Source organism: Nonomuraea sp. B1E8, assembly GCF_039871515.1.
Classification (GTDB): domain Bacteria; phylum Actinomycetota; class Actinomycetes; order Streptosporangiales; family Streptosporangiaceae; genus Nonomuraea.
Window position 1 is genome coordinate 200,460 of record NZ_JBDPLS010000014.1, and the last position, 26,767, is coordinate 227,226.

The window sequence follows — 26,767 nt, forward strand, 5'->3', positions numbered from 1 at the left end:
GGAAACCGCCACGGAAGATGGCCGATCCCGCAACCAGCCGACCACCCTCACCTCTTGACAAGGAGACCGCATGAACACCGCCGACACCCCGAAGACCCCCGCCGCCCTGGACGCCGCCGCCCTGCGGCGGCTCCTGGAGTCCGGCGACCCGCCCCGGCTGATCGACGTGCGCACCCCCGGCGAGTTCGAGACCGCCCATATCCCCGGCTCCTACAACGTGCCGCTGGACCTGCTGCGCGAGCACCGGGACGAACTCCGCGCCCACCTCGACGAGCATGTCGTGCTCGTCTGCCGCTCCGGCCGGCGTGCCGCAGCGGCCGGACAGAGCCTCGCGACCGCGGGCCTGCCAGGCCTGCGCGTCCTGGCCGGTGGGGTCACCGCTTGGCAGGCCGCCGGAGCCCCGGTCGCCACCGGCAGGCCCCGCTGGGAGCTGGAGCGCCAGGTCCGCCTGGTCGCCGGCTCCATCGTGCTGGGCTCGGTACTGACGAGCACGGTGCTCCCCAGGGCCAAGTGGGTCGCCGCGGCCATCGGCGGCGGGCTGACCTTCGCAGCCCTGTCGAACACCTGCACCATGGGCATGCTGCTGGCCAAGCTCCCGTACAACCGCGGTCCCCGTACCGACATCGGCGCCGTGCTGGGCGCCCTGGCCGACGAGCGCAAGTGAGCCAGGCCGCGCGCCCGCTCCTGCTGACCGGCGGACGCACCGCCATGACCTTGCCGAACGAACCGATCGATCGAAGCGACTGAACGGAGACGGCGATGCTGACCGCACTCGGCCTCGGCGCCGTGATCGGTGTCCTGCTCGGACTGCTGGGCGGCGGCGGCTCCATCCTGGCGGTGCCCGCCCTCGTCTACGGTGCCGGCCTGCCGCTGGCCTCGGCTGTGCCGGCCTCCCTGCTGGTGGTGGGCATCTCCTCGGCCACCGCCGCCCTGCCCCGCATCCGCGCGCGCCAGGTGCGCTGGCGCATCGCCGCTGTTTTCGGCGGCGCCGGCGCGGCGGCCGCCTTCGCCGGCGCCGCCCTCAACCGGCTCCTGCCGCCGCAGGCGGTCCTGATCGGATTCGCCGCCCTCATGGTGGCGGCCGGCTGGCGGATGCTGGCCGAACAGACCCCCATGGGCGGTGCGTGCGCGCTGCCCGGCGGCGGGGTCAACTGGCGCAGCTGCCTGCCCAAGAGCATCGTCGCGGGCGCGGCCGTGGGCGTGCTGACCGGCCTGTTCGGCGTCGGCGGAGGATTCCTGGTCATCCCGGCCCTGGTGCTCGGTCTTGGGCTGCCGATGACGGCCGCGATCGGCACCTCGCTGCTGATCGTGTTCGTCAACGCGGTCGCCGGATTCGCGGCCCACGCCGGGGGCGTGATGCCGGACTACGGCGTCATCGCCACGTTCACCGCGGCGGCGGTGGCCGGGTCGCTGGCCGCCGCCCGGCTGGGCCGCCACCTGGACCCGGTACGGCTGCGCCGCTGGTTCGCCTACCTCGTCTTCGCCGTGGCGGTCTTCGTCGCCGCCCAGGCGCTGGTGAACCCGGCCGCCCTGAGCGGCTGAACCAGCCCCAGACCGAGCACTCCACGACCGGCCGAACCCGCCGCAGGCGCTGGTCGCCGCCTCCGCCACCCACGAACTCAGGAGCGGCACGCCGTTCCGGACCTGAACTCGCGCGGCGACACGCCATAGGCCGTGCGGAAGGCCCGGCTGAAGTCGCCCGGCCGGCCGAACCCCCAGCGGGCAGCGATCTCGTGGATCGGGATGTCGGCCAGGGCGGCGTCGGCGAGGTCACGGCGTATACGCCCGAGGCGCTGGTCGCGGATCCATGCCGAGACCGTGTCACCCTGCTCCTGGAACAGCCGGTGGAGGTAGCTGACCGAGATGTAGTTCGCCGCCGCGACCGTCCGCGGGCTGAGCTCGGGATCATGCAGATGGCGCTGAATGTAGGCACGTAGGCGCAGGCCAAGGGCCTCCTGCTGGGAGCTCGACCGTGGGCCCTGCTTGGATTCGAGTTGTCTGGACAGACACGCGGCCACGAGATCCACCAACACCATCCCGAGTCGTTTCCCGTCCGCCGAATTGAACGACAGTTTCTCGTCGGACAGATCCTCGATGAACTGTTTGAGCAGCCCGCCCATTCCGCCGTCGGCGGACACGCCGTGCCCAAGGAGAGCAGCCATCGCGTCACCGCGCAGTGGCAGCAGCGGCTTCGGGACGGCGAGCATGACCAACTCCAGATGGTCACGTCCGTCGGCCTGCAGGTTCATCTCCTCCAACCCGGCGAGGTCGAGCGCGTAGATCTCACCGACGGTTACGGTGTCCTGCAGCCCCGACCAGGTCGCCTTCACGGTGCCGTGCTGCGGCACGATGAGATGGACCACGTCCTCATGCTCGGTGCCCGCCCGGCACGGCTCGCGTTGAGCCGTCACCGGATGAAACCTCTTCACCTCCAGCACGGCCACGCCGAGATCGAGCATGCGTGCGCTGGCGCAGAGATCCCCTGTGTCGATCTCACGACTCATATCCGCGCCGGCGCCCCAGTCTCTCCAGGTCGTCACACGCGAACGAGACGTTTGTTCTCCGTTCACCCGTATCCTCATTTCCCAAAGTCAGGGCAGAAGTCAGCGTTACCGGCGTATTCCAGGATGTCCAGCGCAGAGAATCGCCGAGATCTCAGCGCAGCATCCACAATCTCGATCGCGAGGTTCCTCCCAGTTCTGGTTCAGCGGATCGGGACCCTCTCTGTCAGACTCTTGTGAGACATGGGACGAATGACCCCCTTTTCAACTCGGCCAGCCCGATGAGTCCCACAGCGGCCCAGGCGCTCATCCGAGACGAACTCCTGCTCGACGGCAACGCCCGGCTCAACCTGGCCACCTTCTGCACGACCTGGACGGAGCCCCAGGCCCGCGAACTCATCGCCGAAACCCTCGACCGCAACCTCGTCGACCACGACCAGTGCCCGCAGACGGCCGACATCGAGGCGCGCTGCGTCAACATGCTCGATCACCTGTGGGGCGACCCGAACGGCTCCAGCGTCGGCTGCTCCACGGGCGGCTCCAGCGAGGCGGCCATGCTCGGCGCGCTGGCGATGAAGTTCCAATGGCGCGAACGACGCCGGGCGGCCGGGCTGCCCACCGCCAAGCCCAACCTCGTGATGGGCACTGCCGTCCATGCCTGCTGGCCGAAGTTCTGCCAGTGCCGGGACGTCGAACCGCGCTGGATACCGATCGAGGAGCCGGCCTTCACCTTGAACCCGGCCCGGCTCGGCGAAGTCTGTGACGACAACACCATCGGCGTCATCGGCGTGTCCGGCTTCCCCGGGTGCAGTCGATCAACACTTCGGGGCACAAGTTCGGCCTGGTCTACCCTGGCGTCGGCTGGATCGTCTGGCAGGAGCCGGACGCTCTGCCGCGGACCTGGTGCTCTGCTGCGACCTGCTCGGCGGCAACATGGACACCTTCACGCTCAACTTCTCCCGCTCCGGCGCACCGGTCATCGCGCAGTACTACAACTTCCTGCGGCTCGGCGTCGAGGGTTACCAGCAGACCTGCCGGGACGTGGCGACCTACCTCGGTGAGGAGATCGCGAAACTCCCCGAGCTCTCGCTCATCGCCGACGGCTCGGAACTCCCGGTGCTCGCCGTACGGACCGCCCCCGGCTACGACGGTTTCACCGTCTACGACCTGGCCGCCCGGCTGAAGATGCACGGCTGGCAGGCCCCCACGTACTACCTGCCACCCGACATGGAGCACATAGCCGTCATCCGCTTCGTCATCCGCAACGGCTTCAGCCAGGACACTGCCGCCAAATCGCTGGCGAACGTGCGCACCGAGGTCGAGTATCTGCGCGGCAATCCGGTTCCGCGCCCTCGCCTCGGCGGCGATGAGGCGGCCGCCGAGCAGCCTGGTGTGCCGACGGGAGGGTGACGTCGATGAACGACTTCGCCGCGTCCATCACCTTCGACCAGCTCGGCAGTGACCCCTATCCGATCTTCGCCAGGCTACGCCGCGAAGCGCCGGTCGTCCTGCTGCCGAAGCTCGACCTGTGGATGGTCACCCGCTGGGATGACGTGCGCCAGGTCCTCAGTGCCTACGAGGCGTACACCAGTGCCTTCCCCTCGCTGGCCACGCATCCCGCACGGCTACCGCATCACCTCCGACCGGGTCGGGAAACGCACACAGCAGTAGAGTCGAGCGGCCGTCGGCGGGCTGAGGAGGCCGCGCGGTGCGGGTCAGGATGCGCGGGCCCCGCTGCGCATGCTCGCCCGCAGCAGCGCGGCGCAGACGACCGCGACGACCATGGCGCCCGCGGCGAGGTAGAAGATCGTGCCGGCCGAGGTCCCCAGCGCCAGCAGGGCGCCGGTCACGCCCGGTCCCGCGACCGAACCGACCCGGCCCATGGCCGAGGACCACCCGACCCCGGTCGTCCGCTGCTCGCGCGGGTACAGCTCGACGGCCATCGCCAGCTGGCCGTTCTGGCTGGCGCTGACCGCGGCACCGACGCCGCACAGCGCGATCAGCAATCCCAGCCCGCCGAGCCCCAGGCTGATCGACGCCACCACCAGCACCGACGTGAGCAGCGGCATCACGATCAGCATCCGGCCGATACCGGCCCAGGCCACGAGCGGGATCATGGCCACCCCGCCGACGATCGCCCCGAGGTAGATGAACGCCAGCCCCAGCGGCGCCTCGGCCGCCGAGACCCCGAGATCCGTGAGCAGGACGGGCGCCCACCCCGACAGTGCGGTGGACACCGTGAACACGAGGAATGCGTACAGCCAGAGCAGGAGCGTGTTGACCCGCACGCGGCGAGCGAACAGCTGCCCGACGCGCTCGCCGCGCGGGGCTCCGCCGGCGACCTCCTGGGCGGCCGGTTCGGGCGGCAGGAGCATCGCCATGGGAAGCACCAGCACCGCGGAGGCCACTCCGGCCAGCCAGAACAGCCCGGTGACACCGACCGAGGCGATCAGCGGCAGGTAGACGAAGCCCGCCGCGGTGGCACCCGACGCGACCCCGAGCGCCATCAGCAGGGACACGACGTCACGTCGCCGGTTCGAGCTGAAGTCCGTCGCGACCGCCACCGCGGACGGGAGCGCCCCGCCGAACCCCAGCCCGGTCACCAGGCGAACGGCCCCCAGCGCCTCGATCGAGTGCGCGGGGAGGACGACCGCGGTGACCATCGTGCCGAGGGAGAACAGGGCGACGCTTCCGATCAGCAACCGGCGACGGCCGAACCGCTGCGCCAGCCATCCGGACCCCAGGTAGCCGGCGAACACGCCGACGCTCGTCACCACCAGGGGAACCGTGAAGGCCGCCGACGCCAGCCCCCAGCTCTCGGCGAGGGCGGGGACCGCCAGCGCCAGCGCCGTCGCGTCGAACCCGTCCATGACGATCGGGAGGAAGCACAGCACCACCACGAGCCAGTTCGTCGCTCTGACGCCGCTACTGCCGGGCGCGTCCAGACGCACATTCACGATCTCGGCCTTACCTGCGTCATCGTGAGCGCAGCCCTTGTTCGGTACACGGTCAAGCTCCTGTCTTCTGGGGCGCGTGGAAGAGGTGATCGCCGGTCAGACTGCTTTCACCGCGCCCCCGTCGACGAGGTAGTTGTTCCCGGTAGCACTGATGGCCAACGGCGATGCCAGGTACGTCACCATGGATGCCACATGTGCGGGCTCGATGAGTTCCCCGGAGCTGATGCCTGCCGCCGTCGCGACGTTCGTGAGCAGTTCTTCGTGGCTTACGCCCTGGGCGGCGGCGAGGGTTGCGCCGAAGCCGCCGGGTTCGGTCCAGAGCTCGGTCCGGGTGCCGGCCGGGGAGACGGTGACGGCCCGGACGCCGCGGTCGGCGTACTCCTCGGCGAGGGCCTTGCCGTACGCGTTGAGTGCCGCCTTGGCGGCGTTGTAGGGCACCGGGCCGAGGTGTGGCAGGCGTGCGCCGGCCGAGGAGATGTTGATGATCACTCCTCGGCGTCGCAGCAGGCTCGGCAAGGCCGCACGGCAGGCGCGGACGGCGGCGAAGAGGTTGAGGTCGAACGTCCGCTGCCAGATGGCGTCGTCGTAGTCGTTGAAGCCGCGCAGGTCGGCCGGATCGCCGCCGCCGACGTTGTTGACCAGGATGTCGATGTCTCCGTGCCGGTCGAGGACGGACTGGACGAGCTCCCCGGGTCCGGTCGAGGTCGACAGGTCGACGGCGATGGCGTCGGCGCTGTCGCGGGTCAGTTCGGCCGTGATCTTTCGGGCGGCCCCGATCACCGTGACGCCTTCTGCGGCCAACGCGCGGACGATCGCGAGGCCGATCCCCCGGCTGGCGCCGGTGACGACGGCGATCTTGTCAGTCAGATGCAGATCCATTGCTTTGCCTCCATTGACGTCCAGTGGACGTACGTCGAATTGCACAGGGCGGAATCGAGATCGCTCAGAATCTCCGATCGGTCCTGAATGAGCGCGGCGAACATGCCGGGCTCGTAGGAACCCCCGGGTTGCGCACGATGACATTCATCCGCGTGGACGAGTTGATCATGACAACCGACAGACCGGCGCACCGATCTGGTCGTCGTCGTAGTGCTTGCGCACCTCGGCCCAGGTCTCGTCGGATACACCCCGGAGAGCGTCGCCGAGCCGGGTTTCTCCCCCTCTGCGAGCGTGTTGATCAGGTTGATGCGCAGTGGTGTTCAGCACGCACGAACACGAGACGATGGCGAACCGATCGTTTGTGACACCTCGGCCGCATGATGTGTGCCACGTCACAAATGGGGCCAACCCGACAGGCCCTTCACCGTGTCCCGCGCGGAAACCCGGTCTCGTACTGTGAGCTGGGGTTCTGCTGTGCGGCTGCGTCGGCGATCAGTGAATTTCCCACCATGTCAGGTTGGCGGCCGCCTGGGACACCGGCTCGATGATCTCCCATGCCTCGATGATCAGACCGTCGTCGAGCCGCCAGATGTCGACGACCGTGATCTCCGGCCCTGGACCGGGCAGCCGGCGCCGCGAATGCATGACGACGTGATCGCCGTCGGCCAGCACGTGCTGGATCTCGACCTGCATGCCGGCGAGCGGGACGAGCGCGGCGCCCGCGGCGGCCGGCCATTCCGACTTCGTCCTGGAGGTCGCGTCCGGACGGTGGTGGAGGAAGTGACAGGTGGACAGCGCCGCCTACTTCGACTCGACGCGTCCGCGGGTCGCGGCGAGCGCCGCGATCGCCGCGACCCGGCCGGATCTGGTGCGCCGCCTCGTCCTGGTCGGCGGCTGGCCCCCGCCCGGCATCGGCCGGCCGCTCGACCTCGGCGGCCGCGTGGACATCCGGCGGCTGCTGCCCCTGATCACCGCGCCCACCCTGGTCGTCGGGTTCGCCGAATACGCCATGATCCCGATCGACGGCTCCAGGCAGCTGAGCGCTGGGGCATGGGACCGAGATCCGGTGTGTTGGTGGACATCGTGTCATGCAGAGTACTGAGCTATGGAACAGGTCTGATAGCCGGTGGATGCCGTAGAGGATCCCGAAACCGAAGGCCAGGTGGTGGCGTGCGGCGGCGGTCCCCGGCCGGCGGGTCAGTTTTTGGCGAGTACTTCGCGGCGGACGTACTGGAGGAATGTGGGGTTGTCGACTGTGGTGACGACACTGAGCGTGGTGCGGACGTAGCGGTCGTCGTCCAGCAGGGCCAGCATGCTCGCGGCCAGATCCGTCCGGGAGGTGAACCTGGCGTCGGCGTGGCCCTCGACGAGGGTGTAGTCGGTCACCGACGGCATATGGTAGAGCCCGCTCGGACGCAGGATCGTCCAGTCGAGATCGCTGGCGCGGACGAGCGCCTCCATCCGGCGCATGTCGTCGTACAGCGTCTTGGCCATCACCCGCGTCAAGTAGGGCAGCACAATTCGGTTGAGCAGGAACCCGCCCTCCGAGTACGGCTGCGGGTCGACCCCACTCGAGCTCACCACGGCGAGCCTGCGCACCTCATGCCGTTTCATCGCGGCGACAATATTGGCCATACCACGCGAATAGGTAGTGATCGGTTCCTTCCCCGCGGGCACCCCGAGCGTCGACAGCACCGCATCCTGCTCCGCCACGGCGGCGTCGACGGCCATGGGAATGTGCACGTCGGCGCCGATGACGTCGAGCCGTTCGTGGTGCAGGGGAAACGAGTCCGGCTGCCGGGTGATCGCGGTGACATGGTGTCCGGCGGCGAGTGCCTGCCCGGTGAGGAGACGGCCGGTGGGGCCGTTGGCGCCGAAGACTGCGATACGCATGACCAGCGTCCCTTCCGTGGGCGTCAGTCTTTGAGCCGGCGGATCCGGTTGGTCTCGCGGACGATCGCCCAGGCGTCGGCCACCGGCCCCAGATGCCCCAGCTTGTCGGGGTTGATCACGGCGCGAATGGTCTGGATCTGCCCGTCTAGGATGTCGAGCGTCAGGGTGTTGACGATCTTACGGTCCCGGTCGCGGAAGATCGCGCCTGGCTGGCCGTTCATCTCATGGGGCTCCACGACGCCGCCGATCCGGTGGAACGGTGCGACGAACCCGGCCAGCATGCGGGCCACGTTGTCGGCGCCGAAGATTCCGTCGCCCCACAGCGGGGCCTTGCCGCCGCTGTCGCCCACCATCTGCACGTCGGCGGCCAGCAGCTCGCGCAGCCCGTCGAGGTCACCTTCGCGGAAGGCGTCGAAGAAGCGACCGGCGAGTTCCTCCCGCTCCCGCCGATCGGCCTCGAACCGGGCACGTCCGGCGTCCATGTGGCGGCGCGCTCGTACGGCAAGCTGGCGGCAGGCCGCCTCAGAGCGCCCCACCGCCGCGGCGACCTCACCGAAGCGGAACTCGAACACCTCCCGCAGCACGAAGACCGCCCGTTCGAGCGGGCTGAGCCGCTCCAGCAGCAGCAGGGCCGCCATCGAGACCGTGTCGGCGAGCTCCGCCGACCGCTCCGGATCCTCGTACGGGTCGGCCAGCAGCGGCTCGGGGAACCACTGCCCAGCATATTCCTCCCGCCGCATGCGTGCCGAGCGCAGCACGTCGATCGCGATGCGAGACACCATGGCCGACAGGAACGACTTGGCCGACGTGGGCCGGGTCGGGCAGGCTTCGTAGCGTAGCCACGTCTCCTGGACCGCGTCCTCGGCCTCGCTCACGCTGCCCAGGATCCGGTAGGCGATGGAGAACAGCAGCGGCCGCAGCTGTTCGAACTCCTCGGTCCGGGTCATCCCAGCTCCTCCTTGAAGCCCTGCCGCCAGGAGGGATGGCGCAATCGCCAGCCGAGTTCGCGTTTGGCTTTGGCGTTGGAGAAGCCGCGTCCCTGGGTCATCATCGTCACCGCCGTCTTCCCGGCCAGCGGCCGGGCCAGCCACACGGGGATCCGCATCGGAGGCTTGGCACCGGCGCACGCGGCCAGGTGGGCCAGCCACTCACGAGCCGGGGCCGGTTCGTCGTCGACGATGTTGAACACGCCCTTCGCCCGCTGCTCCACGGCCAGGACGGTGGCGGCGGCCGCGTCGTCGAGATGCACCCACGAGCTATGGCCCGCGCCGTCGCCGACGACCGGGTACTGCCGCTTGCGCACCAGCTCGACCTGGTCATCGGTGGCGCCAGGCCCGTAGAACGCGCCGTACCGCAACACCGCGCCACCGGCCTTGATCACCGCTTCTTCCAGATGACGGATCGCCTGCGCGCCCTTACCGGTACTGGTCGGGTCAAGTGGGTCCTCTTCGGTCTTGACCCACCCGCCCTGACGGATGCCGTTCCAGGCGGCGTAGCTCTGCGCGACGACGTGGCACCCACCGCTCGCCTCAGCGGCGGCGAGCAGATGATCGGTCCCTTCGGTACGCAGCCGGTTGGTCGTGGCGAACCAGCGGTCGAAGTGCTTGATATCCGGCTTGCCGGCAATCGCGGTCATCTGGTGCACGACGACCTCTGGCCGCGCCAGGGCCACCACCTGGCCGATCGAGGCCGCATCCAGCCCGTCCATCACGACCGCCTCGGCGCCCAGCCGCTCCAGCAGGCCCAGCCTGGCGGTCCTCGTCGTCGTCGCCGTCACCTCATGCCCCCTGGCCACCAGCTGCGGCACCAGCCGCTGCCCCAGCACCCCGGCTCCACCGGCCACGAACACCCGCACAACGACCCCTCCCTTCCCAGCCCCGATACCTGTTCTCCGCCAGGAGACGAGACAGCTCGCCCGTTCTGTGACATCACCCCGTCCGACGGCGCCACAGCCCGTCCTGTCACATGCCGGGCGAAATCCAAGGAGCCACTCCTGGTTCTCGCCATGTCACAGAACGGCCCGCTGTCTCGTCCCGGGAAAGGCGTGTCCGGCCCTCGGAGCGCGGGCTGCGGCTTCTGCGGCGACATGCAGTCAAAGACCTCGCGCAGGCCGGGGAGAGCCCGGTGCGCGCCTGGCGGGAGTCGCATCCATGGCAGAAAGAAGAAGATCATGAGCAAGGTTTGGTTCGTCACCGGATCGTCGCGCGGTTTCGGCCGCAGCTTCGTCGAGGCCGCCCTGAGCCGCGGCGACCGGGTGGCAGCCACCGCCCGCAACCTTCGAAGCCTCGATGACCTGGTCACCGCCTACGGCGACCTGGTGCTCACGCTGGAGATGGACGTGAAGGACACGGCAGCCGTCCGCGAGAGCGTGACGCGGGCCAAGGAGCATTTCGGCCGCCTGGATGTGATCGTCAACAACGCCGGCTACGCCCTGTTCGGCGCGGTCGAGGAGCTGACCGAGCAAGACGTGCGCGGCCTGCTGGAGACCAACCTGTTCGGCCCACTGCGGGTCGTCCAGGCCGTGCTGCCTCACCTGCGCGAGCAGGGTTCCGGGCACATCATTCAGATCTCCTCCACCGCCGGCGTCGCCGCCTTCCCCCTCGGCGGCGGATACTGCGCGTCCAAGTGGGCTCTGGAAGGCCTGAGTGAGAGCCTCGCCCAGGAAGTCGCCGGCTTCGACATCAAGGTGACCATCGTGGAGCCCGGCAGTTACGCCACCGGCGCGCCCACCATCGCGGTCATGTCCTCGTCCAACCTGCACTATGAGGCCGCCCGCCAGGCCCAAGCCGCGTACGGCAAGGCGCTCGATTTCGGCGACCCGGCCGCCGCCGGCCAGGCCATGCTAGAGGTCGCCGACCTCCCCGACCCGCCCCTGCGGGTGTTCTTCGGCAAGCAGAACCTCCCGATGATCCAGCAGGTCTACGCCGATCGGCTCAAGAACTGGGCCGACTGGCTCGATCTCTCGGCGCAGGCCCACGCGGCCCCGTCCGCCTGATCTGTCAGCCCATCACCCCGTTCCTGGCGGGTGGGTGACGGGCGCCCACGCCCTGATGAACGCCGAGCGGTCCGCGGCTGCGCGCCGGGACCTGGAGAAGCACTTTTGTGGAAGGGAGTCGTCATGCAAGATGGTGGCCGCCGTGCCCTGGTGGTCGGGCTCGGGATCGCGGGAATCGCGACCGCGCTCCGGCTACGGCAGGTCGGCTGGGAGCCGGTGCTGATCGAGCGGGCACCTGTGCGCCGCTCGGAAGGGTACTTCGTCATGTTGTTCGGCACCGGCGTGGCCTCCGCCCGCCGTCTGGGCGTGCTGGAGGCCATCGGGGACCGCAGCAGCCCTTTGCTCAAGGCGTACGAGGTGAATCGGGCGGGACGCCGAACGCCGGGCATGAACCCGTCAACGCTGCCGGGCAGACCCCTGCAACTGCTGCGCGGCGACGTCGAGCAAGGGCTGTTCTCCGCGTTGCCGGGCGACGTGGAGATCCGTTATTCCACCGTGCCCACCCGCATCACCCAGGACGACACGGCCGCCGAGGTCACGTTGCACGACACCGCCTCAGGCGCCGTCGTCACCGAGCGCTTCGACCTGGTGGTGGGCGCCGACGGCCTGCGCTCCACCGTACGGAGCCTGGCCTTCGGCCCGCAGGAGTACCTGCACCCGCTCAACTACATGATCGCCGTCACCCTGCTTGACAGGCCGATCGAGGGCTTCACGATGCACGAGGGCCTGATCCTGGCTGAGCCCGGACGCTCGGCATGGACCTTCCCCTACGACGACCATCCGCCGAGCCTGCTGTTCTCCTACCGCACCCGCGACATCGACGCCGAGTTCGCCCGCCCGCCGATCGAGTCGCTCCGCGCCGCCTTCGGCCCCGAGGCCACCGGACGTCTCCTGGAGACCTTGTTCACCCGGTTCGAGCAGGCTCCGGACTTCCTGTTCGACTCCGTGCAGCAGGTCAGGATGCCCCGCTGGCACCGCGGCCGCGTCGTCCTGGTCGGCGACGCCGCCTGGTGTGTGACCTTGTACGCGGGCATGGGCGCCTCCAGCGCCATGGCCGGGGGCGAACTGCTGGGCACCATGCTGCGACGGCACCCCGACGACCTGCCCAGCGCGCTGCGGGCGTGGGAGGCCAGGATGCGGCCGTTCATCCAAGCAGAGCAGGACAGTGCGCTGACCATGCGCAGGCTCTTCACGCCGCAGGACCGCAAGGAACAGATCATCCGCGCCGCGATGCTGCGCCTGACGCACACTCCCGTCATCGGCCCGACGATAGGCAAGATCCTGAACGGCTCCGACATGAAGAACAAGCAACTCGACGTCGCCGCCGTATGACTCACCCTCCCTCATGAACACCACACCGACGCAGCCACCGACGGTCACCTCACGGCCACGACACTCGCGTCCGGTGTGTGATCGCTGTCTGCCCTGAGAACCCGGATCACCCGGCGACCGTGCCTCGGACGTCGCCGTCCGCCGGACCAGATTTCGATACAGGCGGAACGCTGGTGGAACAGGGTGAACGCGCTGTGCTGATCGACGCGGGCTTCGGCCCGCAGGCCCTGCCCGCCGTGCCATCGCCTTCGGCGACGCCCTGCACTCCCCGATCCAGATCGATCACCCCGACTGGTCGACCGCCTCCGACCACGACCCGGCCCGGTCCGCCGCGTTCCGGCGTCAGCTCGTCGCCGAGCTGGCCGAGCCGGACACGATCGGCTTCGGCATCCACTTCGCCGACGCGCAGTTCGGGCGTGTCAGCCGGGACGGTGCCACCCCCGCCTGGCGTCCCCTCCCGTGATCCCGCCACCGCGTCCCGCAGCGCGCTCGGCCTCGCCATGAGCGCCTTCTACGCCGCCACCGCCCTGGGCTCGCCCATCGCCAAGCGCGTGGCCGCCCGGCTGCCCGTACCGGCCTCGCTACTCTCGGAGACCGGCAACAACGCCGTGGCCACCTACTTCGTCCAGCTCGGCGACCACGCCGGACTGCCCGCCGCCCTCACCGGCAACCTGCTGTCACTCCTCCCAGTTCTGGTTCAGCGGATCGGGACGTTCGCTTTCGCGGCGGCCGCGACGTGGGCCGGATGGGTGAGCTGTGGATGGTGGCCGGTTCCGGGGATGACGGTCACCTGGGCGTCGAGGGTGGCGTCGATCAGCGGATCGAATTCGCCGGTGACGAGGTGGAGCGGCACCGGGCAGGTGGCGGCCAGTGTCCGTAGCTCGGCACGTTCGCTGTGCTGTTGTGCTCGGTCGAGCCGGCGCGCGGTGCGCCGCGCGACGCCCGGCCGCCGCAACTGCGCTGCCGCGTCGTCGAGGGCGCGCTGCGCGGGGGCGTCGGCCGGGTGAGAACCGAGCAGCGTCCTGCCGAGCCGCTGGGGCGAAGCGGTCCGCAGCAGTGGTCCGACCAGCGCGGGAGTGCGCAGGTGCCACCGGGGCCGCCGCTGGAGGAAGTACGGCGAGACGAGCACCAGGCCGGCCACCCGGTCCGGGTGGGCGTGCGCGTAGCGCAGGGCAGGAGCGGTGGCCGCCGAGTGCCCGATGAGGACCGGCCGGGTCCGGAGCGGGGCCAGCAGGTCGGCGAGCCAGTCGGCGGGGTCGGCGGCGGACCGGGCCGATCGCCCGCATCCCGGCAGGTCGGCCACCAGCGCGGTGTCGTCCAGCTCGGGCAGGACGCCTTGCCAGGTCTCGGCGGTGAGGGGCAGGCCATGGAGCAGGACGTAACCCGGGGAGAGGCGATCACCCGCCACGTAGGTCCGGGCTCCGGCGACGCGGTGGAACCCACCCTTCAGCGGCGGCCGGGCGTGGCCGAACCGCTCCGCGACCAGCCGGTCCGCCCAACGGCGCAGGGCGTCCTTCACCGGGGGATGGCTCAACCCGGCTGCCTCGGCCAGCGCGTTGGCCGAGGAGGTGTCGTAGCGGTCCTCGGACAGGAAGGTCAGGGTCTCGGGCTCGGTTCTGGTGAGCACGCGGGGCAGCCGTCGTACGAGGCCGGTCGGCAGGACCATGCGCGGCGCGCGCAGGCCGAGGTGCCGCGCGAGGAACGCGATCAGCTCGGGCAGTTCGGGAGTCGCGTCGTCGAGGAGGCAGTGAGCGCTGTAGGGGCCGTGGTCGTGCTCGGGCACGGCCGCCAGGAAACGGGCCAGGTGATCGACGGTGACTACGGGGACGAACGTGTGCCGCGTCCCGGCCAGTGCCGGGAGCCGTCCCGTCCACAGGTTCTCCACCATCTCGGCCAGGCCGATGTACTGCTCGGCCTCGCCGGTGACCGAGTGCCCGATCACGATGGCCGGATTGACCACGGTCAGCGGGATCCCCTGTGCTGCGGCGAAGGCCCGTACGGTCGCGTCACCCTCACGTTTGGAGGCCTCATAGGCGCCGTAGCGCCGGTAGAGCCTGGTCAGATGACTCTCAGAGGCAGGGCTGGAGCTCTCCGCTCCTCCGACGCGATATCCGGAGATCTGGACCAGGCGCCGCAGGTGCTGTCGTGTACCGGCCCAGCGCGCGACGTTCAGGGCGCCGTCGACATTGGTCCGCCGGGCTTCGTCGCGTTTCAGGCCGAAGCGGTACAGGCCGGCGGTGTTGAAGACATCTCGTACGGACCTCAGCTGGGCCTGGTCCTGCGGCGAGAGCCCGAGTCCCGGTTGGGTGATGTCGGCTGAGACGACGGTGAGTGCCTGGTCGCCGACGTCGTGTTCGCGGAGCCACGTGCGCAGGGTGTCCCCGCGGGCAGGCCCGCCACGGACGGCCGCGGCGACCGGGCGTCCCCGTGCGAGCAACTCCGCCACCAGCCACCGCCCCTGCAGGCCGGTCGCGCCTGTGACCAGGGCATCAGGTTCTTTGGTCATGTGCATCCCATCTTTAATAGACCGATCTACATATTTTCTGCGCACACGTATACGCGAGGGTTTCGCCTCCAGGGCCGGACGACGCGGGGCGCCTCTCATCAGCGTGCGCGCGGTGTCGATCAATGTCGCCCGCGTCACGGCCCTTTGATCGCCATGAGTACAGAGTAGACCGATCTACATATTTTTTCCAGACGTAGCACGTCACCGGAGGAGACCTGCTCGGCGCGCCGTCCTGGATCCGGGTGGCGGCCTCGGTCAGCGCGAGCGCCGCCCGCTCCGCCTCGGTGAAGAAGGGGGTCTCGCACCAGGTGACCAGGTTGTGCAAAGGTGTGATGGCCGAGGCGTTCGAGGCCTGGCGTGACCGGCTGCCCGCCCTCGCCGTCACCGCCGACGACGGGTCGTAGCCGGTCCTGCGGACGATGTCGCAGGCTCTCCGGTCGCCGAGTATGGGCGTGGCAGCCGGCTGCCGACTGCCCGGCCGCACAGCGTCACCCACTCCAGGCTCAGGTGGTGGGCATGTCGCGTCGGGTGAATCCGGCCAGGCCGACCGCGACGAGGGCCGCCGCGACGACGGTCATGACGATGGGTGGCGTGGCCGTCATGACCCCGCCGGGAAGTTTCGGTACGTGCTCGAAGACCGACAGGTTGATGACCCACTGGTCGAGCTGCAACTCCAGGCCGACCCAGCCGGACAGCATGCTCACCATGGCCACCGCGAACGTGCCGGCGACCCGCCTGGGCAGCAGCCCGAACAGGGCGAGCGCGACCCCGGTGAACACCCATACCACAGGGAGTTGCACGAGAGCGGCGGCCAGGAGGCGGGACAGTTCACGGGCGACGTTGCCCGTGTTGAGGCCGTGCGCCAGACCGGCGGCCGTCCCGAAGGCGATCAACCCGAGCGCCGGGCCGAGCAGTATGAACACGACGTGGCTGCCCGCCCAGCGCAGCCGGCGCACCGGGGTGGCCAGCAAGGGCTCGGCCCGCCCGTCGCGCTCCTCGTTTCTGAGCAGCAGCGCGGCCTGGATGGCGAAGCCGGCGCTGACCAGGCCGAGCATGGTCATCATGGGGGCGAGGAACTGGTCGACGATCGTGCCGGGACCGCCGAGCCGGGCCAGCGCCTCTCGGGCCGCGGCGCCGCTGTTGTCCATCAGCGTCCCGAGGCTCGCCGACATCGCGCCGACCACGAGCCCGACCACGGTGAGTCCGGCGATCCTGCTGATCAACGGGCCGCGGTGCAGCCGCCAGGCCAGCGCCAGCGGGCTGCTCAGGCGAGGTCCGGCGGCGGCCGGGCCCAGGCGGGCGTGGAACATGCCGGCGCCGAGGTCGCGCCGCTCCGACAGCGCCACGGCCAGCACGATCAGCGCCACCACGGCGCCGGCCGCGAGCGCGAGGACCCACCACCGTTCTCCGGAGTAGGGCCGCAGCGCCTCCGCCCAGCCGAGCGGTGTCAGCCACGACACCCACGCGGGCCCGTCACCGGACTGCGCGGCGATGTCGCCGGCACCGCGCAGGATGAGTGCGGCACCGAGCACGCTGATCCCGATGGCCCGCGCGCCGCCCGCTCCCGTCGTGAGCTGCGCGGTCACGGCGCCGATCGCGGCGAACACGCAGCCGGTCACCGTGAACCCGAGCCCCAGCGCCAGGGAACCGGCGGCGGGCAGGCCCTGGCCGATCAGCGCCAGCGCCGACGCCACACCAAGGACGAGGACGGCCCCGCAGGTGACGATCAGAGTGGCGGCCAGGTCGGCATGCCGCGACAACGCGGTGGCTCCGACCAGTTCGCGCCGCCCGGCCTCCTCTTCTGTACGCGTGTGCCGGATGATCGTGAGCAGCGCGAACAGCGCGACCATGAACGTCACGAACCCCGACCGCCACGAGACGAGCTCGCCGAGGCTGGAGCCGTTCAGCACGCCGTACGCGATGGTGAAGGCCCTGGTGTGGACGCTGGTCTCGTAGTAGTGCTGGCGGGCCTCGGCCGTCGGGTACGCCCCGGTGAACGCGCCGACGAACACCACCGGGATCATGCAGATGAGGGCCACCCACAGCGGGAGCAGCACACGATCCCGCCGCAGCACCAGGCGGATGAGCTTTCCCGTGCCGGCGAACGCGTTCATCGTCCTGCCTCCGCGTGCCGGCCCTTGACGTTCGCGGTCGCGCGGTCGTAGTGCCGCAGGAACAGCTCCTCCAGCGTCGGAGGTCGGCTGACCAGGCTGCGCACGCCGGCCTGGGTGAGGTGGCGAAGTGCGAGGTCCAGCGCGGCGGCGTCGACGCTGAAGCGTACCCGGCAGCCGTCGGCGCGCAGGCCGTGCACGCCCGGCAGGCCGGCCAGCCCGTCCGGTGGGGTGGCCAGCTCGGCGTCGATGGAGGTGCGGGTGAGGTGCCGCAGCTCGGCCATGGTGCCGGTCTCGACGGTGCGGCCGTCGCGGATGATGGTGATCCGGTCGCAGAGCGCCTCGACCTCGGAGAGGATGTGGCTGGACAGCAGTACCGTACGGTCACCCGCGCGCCGCACCTCCTGGACCGTCTGGCGGAAGACCTCCTCCATCAACGGGTCCAAACCGGAGGTGGGCTCATCGAGGATGAGCAGCTCGGCGTCGGAGGCCAGCGCCGCGACCAGGGCCACCTTCTGCCGGTTGCCCTTGGAGTAGGTGCGGCCCTTCTTACGCGGATCGAGGTCGAAGCGCTCGATCAGCTCGTCACGGCGCCGCCGGTCGAGCCCGCCGCGCAGCCGGCCGAGCAGGTCGATGGCCTCGCCGCCGGACAGGCCGGGCCACAGGGTGACGTCGCCGGGCACGTAGGCCAGGCGGCGGTGCAGCTCAGCGGTCTGTGTCCAGGGGTCGCCGCCGAGCAGGCGGGCGGTACCCGCGTCGAGGCGCATCAGGCCCAGCAGGATCCGGATCGTGGTGCTCTTGCCCGCGCCGTTGGGCCCGAGGAAGCCGTGCACCTCACCGGTCCGTACGACGAGGTCGAGGCCGTTCAGTGCCCGTGCCGGGCCGAACGACTTGACCAATCCGGCCATGGAAATGGCATCGGTCACAGTCATCATGGGTGTCCTTGTGTGGTGGTGATGCGGAGAGGACTAGAGATCGTCTCCCCGCTGGGCGTCCCAGACGGTCTGGGCGGCTTTGAGCATGGTGTCGTCGGTGTACAAGCCGTGGGTGTAGATCTCGAGCATGGGCAGCCCGATGCGCCGCAGCACGTCGGGGCCCATCCGCTCGAAGCCGAGCGCGCGGGTCAGGGGCGGCGCCATGGTGAGCGTGGCCAGGCTCACCAGCACGGTGTGCACGGCCAGCGCCCGCACGTCGGAGGACTGGCGCATCGAGCCGCTGGCGATCCCGTCCCGGAAGATCTGCTCGGTCTCCTCCACCAGCGTGTTGACGAACGTGGTGGCCGCGGAGGAGTCGTCCTCGATCGCGCGCACCATGTACTGCACATGGAGGCGGTACTCCTCCGAGTTCGACAGATATTCCTGGGACAGATCGCGCACGCCGACGAGGTCGGCCACGGTCCGGGCTTTCCGCACCAGAATCTGCAGGACGTGCTCGTCGCAGACGCTCCGCAGGTTGTCCTTGCTGCCGAAGTGCCGGATGACCAGGGCGGCGCTCACCCCTGCGGTGGCCGCGATGGCGCGCAGGTTCGTCTTCTGGAAGCCGTCGCGGGCGAAGTGCTCGATGGCGGCGTTACGGATCTTGGCTTGGGCGGTCAGATCCGCCGAAAGAGCTGAACACACGTTTACTATAGTAAACATGTGTTCAGCGTCGGGGCAACCGGGGTCAGGACATGGTGAGGATGATCTTTCCGTGGACGTCCCGTCGTTCGAGTGCCCGATGGGCGTCGGCGGCCTGGGCGAGCGGAAGGCACGCGCCGATCCGCGGCCGGATGCGCCGCGTGAGCGCCAGCTCGAACAGGTGGGTGAGCAGCGCCTGGTGCCGCGGCGGGTCCGCGGCGATCTCCCGGGGCAGCGAGCAGATGGCCGTACGCCTGCCCGGCAGGAGGTTCAGCATGCGGTTGTGCAGCGCACCGCGGACGGTGTCGGCCAGCACGTGTCCGGGCCGGGCCATGAACGCGTAGCTGACCAGCGCGCCGCCCGGGGCCAGAAGGCGGTGGCCGGCGCGCAGGGCGGCGCCGCCGAGGTGGTCGTAGACGATCCGGACGCCTTCGGGGTGCCGGGCGCGCACGACCTGAGCGACGTCCTGGTGGCGGTAGTCGATGGGGACGATGTCGTAGTCGCGCAGCAGGTGCAGGCTGCGCTCGGAGGCGGTGCCGTACATGGACAGGCGCCGGTGCGCGCCGAGCTGGCACAGCGCGTCGCCCACGCCGCCGGTCGCGCCGTTGATGAGCACGGTGTCGCCCGGGCGGGCCCGGCCATGCCGGTCCAGGAGGCTCAGCGCTGTCAGGTAGTCCAGCGGGAGGGCGGCCGCCACCAGGGTGTCCAGGCCGTCCGGTACGGGGGCCAGCATCCGCACGGGCAGGTTCGCGTATTCCGTGTAGCCGCCCATCCTGGTCAGGCAGGCGGCGACCCGGGCGCCGGTCACCAGCCAGGGCGGCGGCGCGCCGACGTGGTGGTCCACGACCTCACCCACCAGCTCGTACCCGGGGCTGAAGGGCCGTCCCCGCTGGAAGAGGTACTCGCCCTTGCGCGCCATCACGTCGGTGTAGCCGACTCCCGCTGCCAGCACCCTGACCCTGACCTGGCCCGGCTCGGGGACGGGCGTGACCGCCTCGGCCCGCGTCAGCGTCTCCGCGTCGCCGAAGCGCCGCACCACCATCCGGCCATGCTTGATCGGCTCGCTCATCGGCCGGCCTCCTTGACGGTGGACAGCCAGTCGAAGATGACCTCGTGGGCGAGGTGGACGGCCCCGTTCTGGCAGTGCAGACCGCCGCCTTCGGCCCCGGGGAACTCGTGCACCCGGACCGAGCGCGCGCCGGTCAGCCGGCGGGCGAAGTCGTACCCGAGGCGGTTGTCGAAGAAGTGCTCGTCCTCGCCCAGCAGCACCAGGACGTCGGCCTCGATGGCATCGGCCCACGCGCGGTCGTCGTACCTGCCCATTTCCGCGACCAGGGCGGGCAGCGTGGACACGCCGAACGTCCACAACGCGTTGCCGAGCGCCCAGCGCAGCTCAGCGTCGAAACGTGCGTTCAGCCTGATCAGGAGTTGGAGCCAGGCGGGCATGGCGCCGATCCGCCCGCGCAGCAGCCGGGGCATCTTGTGGGCGAAGGCTCGTAACATGCCGGGGAAGTAGTCGAGCAGCACGATCGCGTCGTAGCGCTTCTCCATCGCGGCCGCCCGGGCCAGCAGGTGGCCGCCGAAGCTCACCCCCACCCCGATGATCGCGCCGGGATCGCAGTGCCGCCACAGCGAGTCGATCGCCGTCGCGGCCGGACGTTCCCACTGCGACGTGAACGGCATCCCGAACTCCCGCAGCAGGTTGCCCTGCCCGGGCCCCTCGTACAGCAGCACGTGGAAGCCCCGCTCCAGCGCGCCGGCGCCGACGACGAAGTACAACTCCTCCGGCGTCGAGTCGAAGCCCCCGTGCACCACCAGCACGTCCCGGGCGTCCGGGCGCGATGACCGCAGGAAGATCGTCTCCATCTCCGCGTCCTCGTACGGTACGCGCGAGCGAGTGGCGGCCACGCCGAGGGCGGCCAGTCCGGCGTCGAACCACGTCCGGGAACGGCTCGCGCAGTCCACGCGACGAGGGTCGCCGGGCGCCAGGTAGAACTCGGCGGTGCGCATGTAGTTGCTCGCCCGCAGCAGGGCCTTGCCCCGCGAGACCGGGTCGCCCAGGCGATCGGCGCGGCCCCACGTGGCCATGGCCAGGTGGGCCCATTGCCGGTGCCAGGACTCGAAGTCGCCGGGGCGCACCCGGGAGACCGCCGAGACGACCTCTCCGTAGTCGGCTCCGTTGAACGGGCTCGACCACAGGGCCCGGACGGCTTCGAAGTGAAACGTCGGTGTCCGCGACAGGACGGTGCTGCGCATATCGCTCTCCTAGGTGTGTGTCATGTCATCTAACGATATGGCGCACGATATCTACGTCATGTCATCGATTCAAGTAGGATGCCGTTCCGTGGACCAGGTGCTGGAGTTCGTGCTGGCGGTCAAGGCCGTACACCGAGAGATCAACCGACGCTTCAGCGAGGCCCTGCGGCCGCTGGGCATCACGGTGGTCCAGGCCGAGGCGATCCTCATCCTCGCCGACGACCAGCCCCTCACCCTCGGCGAGCTCGGCGCCCGCCTCATCGCCGAGACCGGTAACCCCAGCCGGCTCGTGGACCGCCTCCACAACGCCGGGCTCGTCCACCGCCATCCGTCCGCGCACGACCGCCGCCACGTCGAGCTCACCCTGACCCCCCACGGGCACGAGATGGCCACCCGCATCCAGCAGGCGCGGCGGCCGCTGCTCGAATGGGGCCGCACGCTCCTGGACGACACCGAATTCGCCGCCGCCACCACCGCACTGCGCCGCGTCCTCAATCAGCCGTGACCCCGGGCCGACATGGCGCCAGGTGGGTCGTGGCCTGCGAAGGCCCGGACCGCACCCGGCGTTGTACCACCGGCTCTCAGCGGGCGGTGGTGGCCCGGCTGTCGTAGTCCGGCAGCGGGTCGGTGTTCTTGGGGCTCATGATGCGCTCGATGCCCGCCAGGGAGTCCAGGAGCGGTGACCGGGCGATGGCGTTCCTGATACGGGCGCCGAGCCGGCTCTTGGGAATCATGAGCCGGAGGTTGGGGCCGACCTGTTGCATGCGCCGGACGGCATCTCGGAAACCGTCCTCGTATCGGCGGAAAGCGATCTCGTGGTCGCCGTCGGCGGTGGCGAGCTCGCCTGCCAGGCGGTAGGCGCCGACCATGGCCAGCCGGGCGCCGCAGCCCGACACCGGGGAAGCGCAGTAGGCGGCGTCGCCGACCAGAGCGATGCGGCCCGACGACCAAGAGGGCATACGAACCTGTGCGAGCGAGTCGACGTACAGGTCGGGATCGGCCAGGGCCCGGTCGAGCAGCGCGGGCACATGCCAGCCAAGGCCGGTGAAGGCCTCGCGTAGGAGGTCCTTGTGCCGGTCGATGTCGCGGTGGTCGTAGAGGAGCGGTTCGCGACGGTGGAACATGAAGTTGGCCTTGGCGCCCGTGTGGTTGCCCGAGCGATAGACGAGGGCCATCCTGCCTGGCTCGTTGTAGGCCGTGACCCAGCGGTTCTCGCCCAGGGCGGGATCGGCGTCGGCGAAGGCGAAGTAGTGGCCCAGGTACCGCAGGAACCGCGTCTCCAGCCCGAAGGCGAGGCGGCGGACCGTGGAGTGAATGCCGTCGGCGCCGACGACCAGGTCGAACCTGCGCGGGGATCCCTCCTCGAAGGTGACCGCGACGCCGTCATCGTCCTGGCGCAGGCTCTGGATGGAGTCGCCGAAGACGTATTCGACGCCACGTTTGGCGGTCGCGTGCAGGATGGCCGCCAGATCGGCGCGCATGATCTCGACTTCGTCGCCTCTGGGCCGCAGGTCCATCCGAGCCAGGGGCTCGCCGTCGGCGTCCAGGAACGCCATACCCACCACGTCGGCTCCTGCCGCTCTGATGCGTGGCATGACGCCCATCCGCTCGGCCACCTCGATGGCCTGGTCGCGGACGTCGACGCCGTTACCGCCGGCGCGCAGCCGCGGGGAGCGCTCGATCACCGTGGGTTCGAAGCCGCGCCTGCGCAGCCAGTGCGCGAGGGTGAGCCCGGCGATGCTCGCGCCGGAGATCAGGATGCGCCGGCTCATCGGAGCGTCACCGTCATCCGACGGGGAGCGTCGCTCGCCCGCAGCCTCCGGGGGAGCGTGTCGATGTCGTGCCGGTCGGCGCGTTCGCGTGTCTCGCCGAGCCGTACGCCGGCGGCGGAGTCAGGGGCGGTGAGCAGTGCTTGCATGGGCCCTCCCCAGGCACATAAATTACTGAAATGAGCATTCCAGTTAATGATGTGGAAGGGGCATTCCAGATGTCAACACCGAAGGCGGTCGAGGGTCGGCCGCGCCGGGCGGACGCCGTACGCAACCGGCGCCTTGCCCTGGAGGCCGCCAAAACGCTGCTCGCCCGGCCCGAGACGACTCTCACAGTGGAGACCATCGCCCGTCAGGCCGGATTGGGGGCCGCAACGGTCGTACGAGCCTTCGGCACCAAGGACGCGCTCATTGACGCGGCCGTCGCCGACCTGCTCGGCCCGCTCATTCGACGCGCCCAGGAGGCGCTGGCCGAAGACGACCCGGGCGCGGCCCTGCGCGGTTTCCTGCCCGAACTGATCACCTTTCAGGCAGCCCACTGGATCATGAGCGAACAGCTTGAGGGCCTGCGGGTTCCCCTGACCACCTTGCGGCGCGCCGAACTCCGCAACACGTTGCGCGACCTGATCGGCCGGGCGCAGGATGCCGGAGCGATCAGAGCCGACCTTCACCCGGCCGTCACCACGGTGTTGCTGGGTGAGGCGGCCTACGCGATCGCACGCTCGAACGAGAGCTCCCCGGAACTGGCCGCCGGCTTCGTCACGGTCATGATGGACGGCCTGCGCCCACAACCTTCGGCACCCCATGCCCCATGACCCGCGCCCGTCAGAGGCCCGTGAAGAGCAGGCCTGATCGGGGCGGCGGCCAGACGGCGGATGGCACGTCCTCGTGAACCGCGGTCAGAAGGTGGCGATCGGGTTGACCGGGCTGCCGGACGTACCGGCGAAGCGGACCGGCGCGACTGCGAGGTGGAAGTCCCACTGGCCGAGCTCGGCAGCCGTCGCCGCGCACGCCTCCAGGTCGCAGTTGTCGACCATCCACAGACCCATCGCGACGAGGCTCACGGCGTGAACCGGCATCAACACGCCTTCGTACCCCGATGGCTGAACGTCCTGGGGCGTGTCGGCGCCGATCAGCGCGACCTCCCGTTCATGCAGCCACGGCAGGCAGGACGCGTGCCACCCGGCCTGCGTGAAACCGCTGACCGCACCGGTCTCGCGCCGGACGCGGCCATAGCCCGTCCGCAGGAGTACCGCATCGCCGGATCGTACCCGCACACCCTGGCGGCGCTCGGCCTCCTCGAGATCGTCGGGGAACACACCCTGCCCCGGCTCCAGCCACGGCACATCCCGCACGCCCGCGATGTCCAGCAGGACGCCACGCGTGATGATCCCGTTCGCCGCCGCCGTGACGGACGCCCACGCCGATCCCGTTGCGGCGCCGACCAGCGAGTGCGACCGCCCGTTGTACATCGTGCCGTCCCAGAAGATGTGGCACGGCGAGTCGATGTGGGTGAGGGTGTTGCCGTGGAAGGTGACGCCGATCCGCTCGGACGAGAAGCCCCAGCGCCGGTCGGCGTGGAATGCGGGCGGCATGTTCTCGGCACCCGGCATGTCGGCGGCGCACGGGCACGTCGTCGTCGACCGCTCCATGTCTTCCGGTACGGCGACCTCCCATGCGCACGACACGCTCCTGCCGTGGCGCACGGCCCGCGCCGCCGCCAGCCGGACGTCGTCGGTGATGTGGTTGAGAGTGCCGAGCTCGTCGTCGTCGCCCCACCGTCCCCAGTTCGACAGCGTGTCGAAGTAGCCGAGCACGTCGTCCTGTGTGGGCATCGGTCGCTCTGCCGTCATCCCAGCATCGACTCCTCCGGTCACGTGGTTCGAGGCACCGCAGGCCAGGCTATCCCGCCCTCTCCTTCGATATGACTCGCCGGCACCGGAGAGCGCTCGTAAGGATCGCTGGTGGAGACGGCAGAACCTACGGGAGGAGCCCTAAAGCCTCCTCCATCAGGTGTGGCTCGGCTCCACAGGGGCGCTGCTTGAGCCCGACGTCCTGTCAGAGGCGGTCAGGAGGGATGCCGCAGGTTGTAGGCGATGTGCTTGACCGCGTTGTGCAGGACGCGCATGCGCAGCTCGTCGGCGCGGGGCAGCGACAGGTTCACGACTCCTGCGGTCGCCGCGTCGGCCGCCGTCATGGGGTCGTCTCGCAGGGCTTCGGCCAGCACGAACGTGGCGTCGGCCATCGACTCCAACCGGCCCGCTTCTTCGGCGCCGCCCAGGCCGCGTTGGCTGCGCAGGCGGCCGACGCGGCGCCTGAGCTCGGTGACGCGACCCAGCAGCCGCGCCCGCAGGGCCTCCTTCTGGGCGGAGCCCTGTTCGCCTCGCGCCGCGACCTCGCGCGCCAGGCCGTCCTCCAGGGCGGCCACCGGCAGCGCGGCGGCCACCACCATCTGGACGATGTCCGGCGCGCAGGCGACCGAGGGTGCGGCCAGGATCCGGGCGAACGGCGGCTCGTCGAGGAAGGGCATGCGTGGGTTCAGGCACGCGGAGGGCACGAGAGCGTCGGGGCGCGGATCGGTCAGGGTGAAGACGAGCTGCGGCGCGCGCAACCGCTCGGGCGTGAGCGTCCGTCCGCTGATCAGCTCGCCGAGCGCGAGGCTGCGCGCCTTGCGCGCGTGCGTCGGCTGCCCGCCGTTTAGGCCGACCTGGGACAGAAGGTGGTCGAGCGAGTGCGGGTCGTCGCCAGTGCGCTCGTCCGGGTTCACTAGGTTGAACGTGGTCAGCACCCGCCCTCCGTCGGCGTAGGCGATGGCGCTGTCCATCTCGACGTTCCAGTAGACGCTCAAGGCCTGCTCCGAGCGCGACAGGCGCGTGAGCACCTCTTTCCTGCTGCCTTCGAACCCCTGCGGTTCGAGCGCGATTACCCACCCGTCCGCGGCGGTGAGTTGGAGCAGTTCGCCCCGATGCTCCTCTTCGAGCTCTTCTAGCTCGTCGGGATCAGCCCACAGGCCGCCGGCCAGGTCGGCGCCGAAGTCCCTGGCCACCACCTCCAGGTCGTCCCCTTGGCACCAGGTGAGGCAGAGCTGTCTTGGCAGCCCGGCCTCGAGCAGGTCGGCGAAGTGCTCATCGACGGGATCCATACGTCGCTCCTCGAAGTCGGGCCACGATGATGCTAGATCACAGCGTGTTCGTTAGTAACGCGGCAGTTTTGACGTCACGTTCGCTCGGGAGCGGGTTGGCATAAACCCAGAAAGGGTCCGCGGAAAAACTGCGCCGGCGTTGGTAGAGGGTGCCGAGCTGCTTTCCGCTCCGCCGGTTTGTCGGATGTCGGGGATCTGGTGCGGCTGGTCTCGGAAGCGGACCCAGACGACAAGGCCGCGCTCTACACTCAGCACGGCCTGAAGCTCACGTACCAGGTGGTGCTGTATCGCTCGCGTACGGCTTGCGCTGCTGTCTCTGTACGCCCGGCTCACCAAGCAGGAATTACTCGCGAACCACCTTTTAGGCTTAGAGGTCTGTGAAAGGGCGGCAGGACAACGGAAGCGGTGGTACGACTGCTGTATGACCTCAAGCTATCGCACGAAAGACGGTCACACTGTGGGCCTCGGTAGCACGGTGTGGGCAATCAACGGGGAAGGCCCCTTCACACTCACGAAACCCGATTCCGCTCCGCCCGGGTGGGTCTACATGGTGAGCGCTGACGGCGAGGACATGCGTTTGCACGCCCCAGAAGACGTCGCGATCTACTATAACCGGATTCGGCGGCAAGAGGTCTGACAGGATGTGCTGCTCTGCAGGGTGTGCGGGCGATGGATCGAGGACGTGACCGCAGGGCACGTCCGCCGCGGCGCAGCGACGCACGAGAGGTGGAAGCGCAGGATGGGGCCGGTATCGGCCGGCTCGTCGGCGACCCTGGTCAACGGTGTGACGTCTGAGGCCCAGTCCGGCAC

General features: G+C 69.8%; 27 protein-coding genes. 9 read left to right on the forward strand and 18 right to left on the reverse strand.

Annotated elements, in window-relative coordinates:
• Positions 1-70 precede the first annotated feature (70 nt).
• Together ABGA98_RS36920 and ABGA98_RS36925 are read left to right on the forward strand one after the other, a co-directional pair.
• Positions 71-664, forward strand: a complete 594-nt coding sequence (locus ABGA98_RS36920) for a rhodanese-like domain-containing protein (protein WP_347623078.1) — start codon at positions 71-73, stop codon at positions 662-664.
• Positions 665-759: 95 nt separating this feature from the next.
• A complete protein-coding gene (locus tag ABGA98_RS36925; protein ID WP_347623079.1) occupies positions 760-1,542 on the forward strand; it encodes a sulfite exporter TauE/SafE family protein in 783 nt (260 codons plus the stop codon).
• 77 nt (positions 1,543-1,619) lie between these two features.
• On the opposite strand, the gene ABGA98_RS36930 is transcribed toward ABGA98_RS36925, so the two are convergent.
• Both ABGA98_RS36930 and ABGA98_RS36935 read right to left on the reverse strand, forming a co-directional pair.
• Positions 1,620-2,570 (reverse strand): AraC family transcriptional regulator, encoded by a 951-nt coding sequence (locus tag ABGA98_RS36930; RefSeq protein ID WP_347623080.1) that lies wholly within the window; start codon positions 2,568-2,570, stop codon positions 1,620-1,622.
• 418 nt (positions 2,571-2,988) lie between these two features.
• Positions 2,989-3,285, reverse strand: coding sequence for a hypothetical protein (locus tag ABGA98_RS36935; protein WP_347623081.1), 297 nt, complete (start codon positions 3,283-3,285; stop codon positions 2,989-2,991).
• A 119-nt stretch (positions 3,286-3,404) separates the two neighbouring features.
• On the opposite strand from ABGA98_RS36935, the gene ABGA98_RS36940 reads away from it, so the two are divergent.
• Positions 3,405-3,911, forward strand: a complete 507-nt coding sequence (locus tag ABGA98_RS36940) for a hypothetical protein (RefSeq protein ID WP_347623082.1) — start codon at positions 3,405-3,407, stop codon at positions 3,909-3,911.
• 305 nt (positions 3,912-4,216) lie between these two features.
• Here ABGA98_RS36940 and ABGA98_RS36945 read toward each other — a convergent pair whose 3' ends face one another.
• The 3 genes from ABGA98_RS36945 to ABGA98_RS36955 form a co-directional block, all read right to left on the reverse strand.
• Entirely contained in the window at positions 4,217-5,458 is a 1,242-nt protein-coding gene (locus tag ABGA98_RS36945) for an MFS transporter (protein WP_347623083.1), read from the reverse strand.
• A gap of 96 nt (positions 5,459-5,554) precedes the next feature.
• Positions 5,555-6,337, reverse strand: a complete 783-nt coding sequence (locus ABGA98_RS36950) for an SDR family NAD(P)-dependent oxidoreductase (protein ID WP_347623084.1) — start codon at positions 6,335-6,337, stop codon at positions 5,555-5,557.
• A 492-nt stretch (positions 6,338-6,829) separates the two neighbouring features.
• Positions 6,830-7,132, reverse strand: coding sequence for a nuclear transport factor 2 family protein (locus ABGA98_RS36955; protein ID WP_347623133.1), 303 nt, complete (start codon positions 7,130-7,132; stop codon positions 6,830-6,832).
• On the opposite strand from ABGA98_RS36955, the gene ABGA98_RS36960 reads away from it, so the two are divergent.
• On the forward strand, positions 7,125-7,439 hold the full coding sequence (locus tag ABGA98_RS36960) for a hypothetical protein (protein ID WP_347623085.1): 315 nt from the start codon (positions 7,125-7,127) through the stop codon (positions 7,437-7,439). The two genes, ABGA98_RS36955 and ABGA98_RS36960, sit on opposite strands and share 8 nt — an antisense overlap.
• Before the next feature lie 95 nt (positions 7,440-7,534).
• Here the strand turns inward: ABGA98_RS36960 and ABGA98_RS36965 are convergent, their stop codons facing one another.
• From ABGA98_RS36965 to ABGA98_RS36975, 3 genes are read right to left on the reverse strand one after another with little or no spacing between them, the layout of a single operon-like run.
• Positions 7,535-8,230 carry an NAD(P)H-binding protein gene (locus ABGA98_RS36965; RefSeq protein WP_347623086.1) on the reverse strand — a complete coding sequence of 232 codons (696 nt, stop codon included), beginning with the start codon at positions 8,228-8,230 and terminating at the stop codon, positions 7,535-7,537.
• A gap of 23 nt (positions 8,231-8,253) precedes the next feature.
• Positions 8,254-9,177 (reverse strand): RNA polymerase sigma-70 factor, encoded by a 924-nt coding sequence (locus tag ABGA98_RS36970; protein WP_347623087.1) that lies wholly within the window; start codon positions 9,175-9,177, stop codon positions 8,254-8,256.
• Positions 9,174-10,085, reverse strand: a complete 912-nt coding sequence (locus tag ABGA98_RS36975) for an NAD(P)-dependent oxidoreductase (RefSeq protein ID WP_347623088.1) — start codon at positions 10,083-10,085, stop codon at positions 9,174-9,176. Before ABGA98_RS36975 ends, ABGA98_RS36970 begins: the two co-directional genes overlap by 4 nt.
• Before the next feature lie 315 nt (positions 10,086-10,400).
• Between ABGA98_RS36975 and ABGA98_RS36980 the strand changes: the two genes are divergently transcribed.
• Together ABGA98_RS36980 and ABGA98_RS36985 are read left to right on the forward strand one after the other, a co-directional pair.
• Complete coding sequence (locus tag ABGA98_RS36980) at positions 10,401-11,225, forward strand: SDR family NAD(P)-dependent oxidoreductase (RefSeq protein WP_347623089.1); 825 nt, start codon at positions 10,401-10,403, stop codon at positions 11,223-11,225.
• Positions 11,226-11,348: 123 nt separating this feature from the next.
• Positions 11,349-12,557, forward strand: a complete 1,209-nt coding sequence (locus tag ABGA98_RS36985; protein ID WP_347623090.1) for an FAD-dependent monooxygenase — start codon at positions 11,349-11,351, stop codon at positions 12,555-12,557.
• Positions 12,558-13,254: 697 nt separating this feature from the next.
• Here the strand turns inward: ABGA98_RS36985 and ABGA98_RS36990 are convergent.
• Positions 13,255-15,063, reverse strand: coding sequence for an alpha/beta fold hydrolase (locus tag ABGA98_RS36990; RefSeq protein ID WP_347623091.1), 1,809 nt, complete (start codon positions 15,061-15,063; stop codon positions 13,255-13,257).
• Between the two features lie 242 nt (positions 15,064-15,305).
• On the opposite strand from ABGA98_RS36990, the gene ABGA98_RS36995 reads away from it, so the two are divergent.
• Entirely contained in the window at positions 15,306-15,467 is a 162-nt protein-coding gene (locus ABGA98_RS36995; protein WP_347623092.1) for a hypothetical protein, read from the forward strand.
• Positions 15,468-15,566: 99 nt separating this feature from the next.
• Here ABGA98_RS36995 and ABGA98_RS37000 read toward each other — a convergent pair whose 3' ends face one another.
• The 5 genes from ABGA98_RS37000 to ABGA98_RS37020 are packed head-to-tail and all read right to left on the reverse strand — an operon-like array spanning position 15,567 to position 21,046.
• Positions 15,567-17,177 (reverse strand): ABC transporter permease, encoded by a 1,611-nt coding sequence (locus ABGA98_RS37000; RefSeq protein WP_347623093.1) that lies wholly within the window; start codon positions 17,175-17,177, stop codon positions 15,567-15,569.
• Complete coding sequence (locus ABGA98_RS37005) at positions 17,174-18,100, reverse strand: ABC transporter ATP-binding protein (protein ID WP_347623134.1); 927 nt, start codon at positions 18,098-18,100, stop codon at positions 17,174-17,176. The genes ABGA98_RS37000 and ABGA98_RS37005 overlap by 4 nt, the downstream gene beginning before the upstream one ends.
• 42 nt (positions 18,101-18,142) lie before the next feature.
• On the reverse strand, positions 18,143-18,793 hold the full coding sequence (locus tag ABGA98_RS37010) for a TetR family transcriptional regulator (RefSeq protein ID WP_347623094.1): 651 nt from the start codon (positions 18,791-18,793) through the stop codon (positions 18,143-18,145).
• Positions 18,794-18,836: 43 nt separating this feature from the next.
• The gene (locus ABGA98_RS37015) at positions 18,837-19,859 is read right to left on the reverse strand and encodes a zinc-binding dehydrogenase (RefSeq protein ID WP_347623095.1); all 1,023 of its coding nucleotides are present in this window, start codon (positions 19,857-19,859) and stop codon (positions 18,837-18,839) included.
• Positions 19,856-21,046, reverse strand: coding sequence for a hypothetical protein (locus ABGA98_RS37020; RefSeq protein WP_347623096.1), 1,191 nt, complete (start codon positions 21,044-21,046; stop codon positions 19,856-19,858). Before ABGA98_RS37020 ends, ABGA98_RS37015 begins: the two co-directional genes overlap by 4 nt.
• A gap of 88 nt (positions 21,047-21,134) precedes the next feature.
• On the opposite strand from ABGA98_RS37020, the gene ABGA98_RS37025 reads away from it, so the two are divergent.
• Positions 21,135-21,551, forward strand: a complete 417-nt coding sequence (locus tag ABGA98_RS37025) for a MarR family transcriptional regulator (RefSeq protein ID WP_347623097.1) — start codon at positions 21,135-21,137, stop codon at positions 21,549-21,551.
• A 76-nt stretch (positions 21,552-21,627) separates the two neighbouring features.
• Here the strand turns inward: ABGA98_RS37025 and ABGA98_RS37030 are convergent, their stop codons facing one another.
• Positions 21,628-22,818, reverse strand: a complete 1,191-nt coding sequence (locus ABGA98_RS37030; protein ID WP_347623098.1) for an FAD-dependent monooxygenase — start codon at positions 22,816-22,818, stop codon at positions 21,628-21,630.
• Positions 22,815-22,964 carry a hypothetical protein gene (locus tag ABGA98_RS37035; protein ID WP_347623099.1) on the reverse strand — a complete coding sequence of 50 codons (150 nt, stop codon included), beginning with the start codon at positions 22,962-22,964 and terminating at the stop codon, positions 22,815-22,817. The genes ABGA98_RS37030 and ABGA98_RS37035 overlap by 4 nt, the downstream gene beginning before the upstream one ends.
• 30 nt (positions 22,965-22,994) lie before the next feature.
• Here ABGA98_RS37035 and ABGA98_RS37040 point away from each other — a divergent pair, with 30 nt between their 5' ends.
• Positions 22,995-23,630 carry a TetR/AcrR family transcriptional regulator gene (locus tag ABGA98_RS37040; protein ID WP_347623100.1) on the forward strand — a complete coding sequence of 212 codons (636 nt, stop codon included), beginning with the start codon at positions 22,995-22,997 and terminating at the stop codon, positions 23,628-23,630.
• Positions 23,631-23,714: 84 nt separating this feature from the next.
• Here ABGA98_RS37040 and ABGA98_RS37045 read toward each other — a convergent pair whose 3' ends face one another.
• Positions 23,715-24,668: a cyclase family protein gene (locus ABGA98_RS37045; protein ID WP_347623101.1), complete on the reverse strand. Its 954-nt coding sequence runs from the start codon at positions 24,666-24,668 to the stop codon at positions 23,715-23,717.
• A gap of 215 nt (positions 24,669-24,883) precedes the next feature.
• Positions 24,884-25,957, reverse strand: coding sequence for a DUF6461 domain-containing protein (locus ABGA98_RS37050; protein WP_347623102.1), 1,074 nt, complete (start codon positions 25,955-25,957; stop codon positions 24,884-24,886).
• Positions 25,958-26,767: the final 810 nt, after the last annotated feature.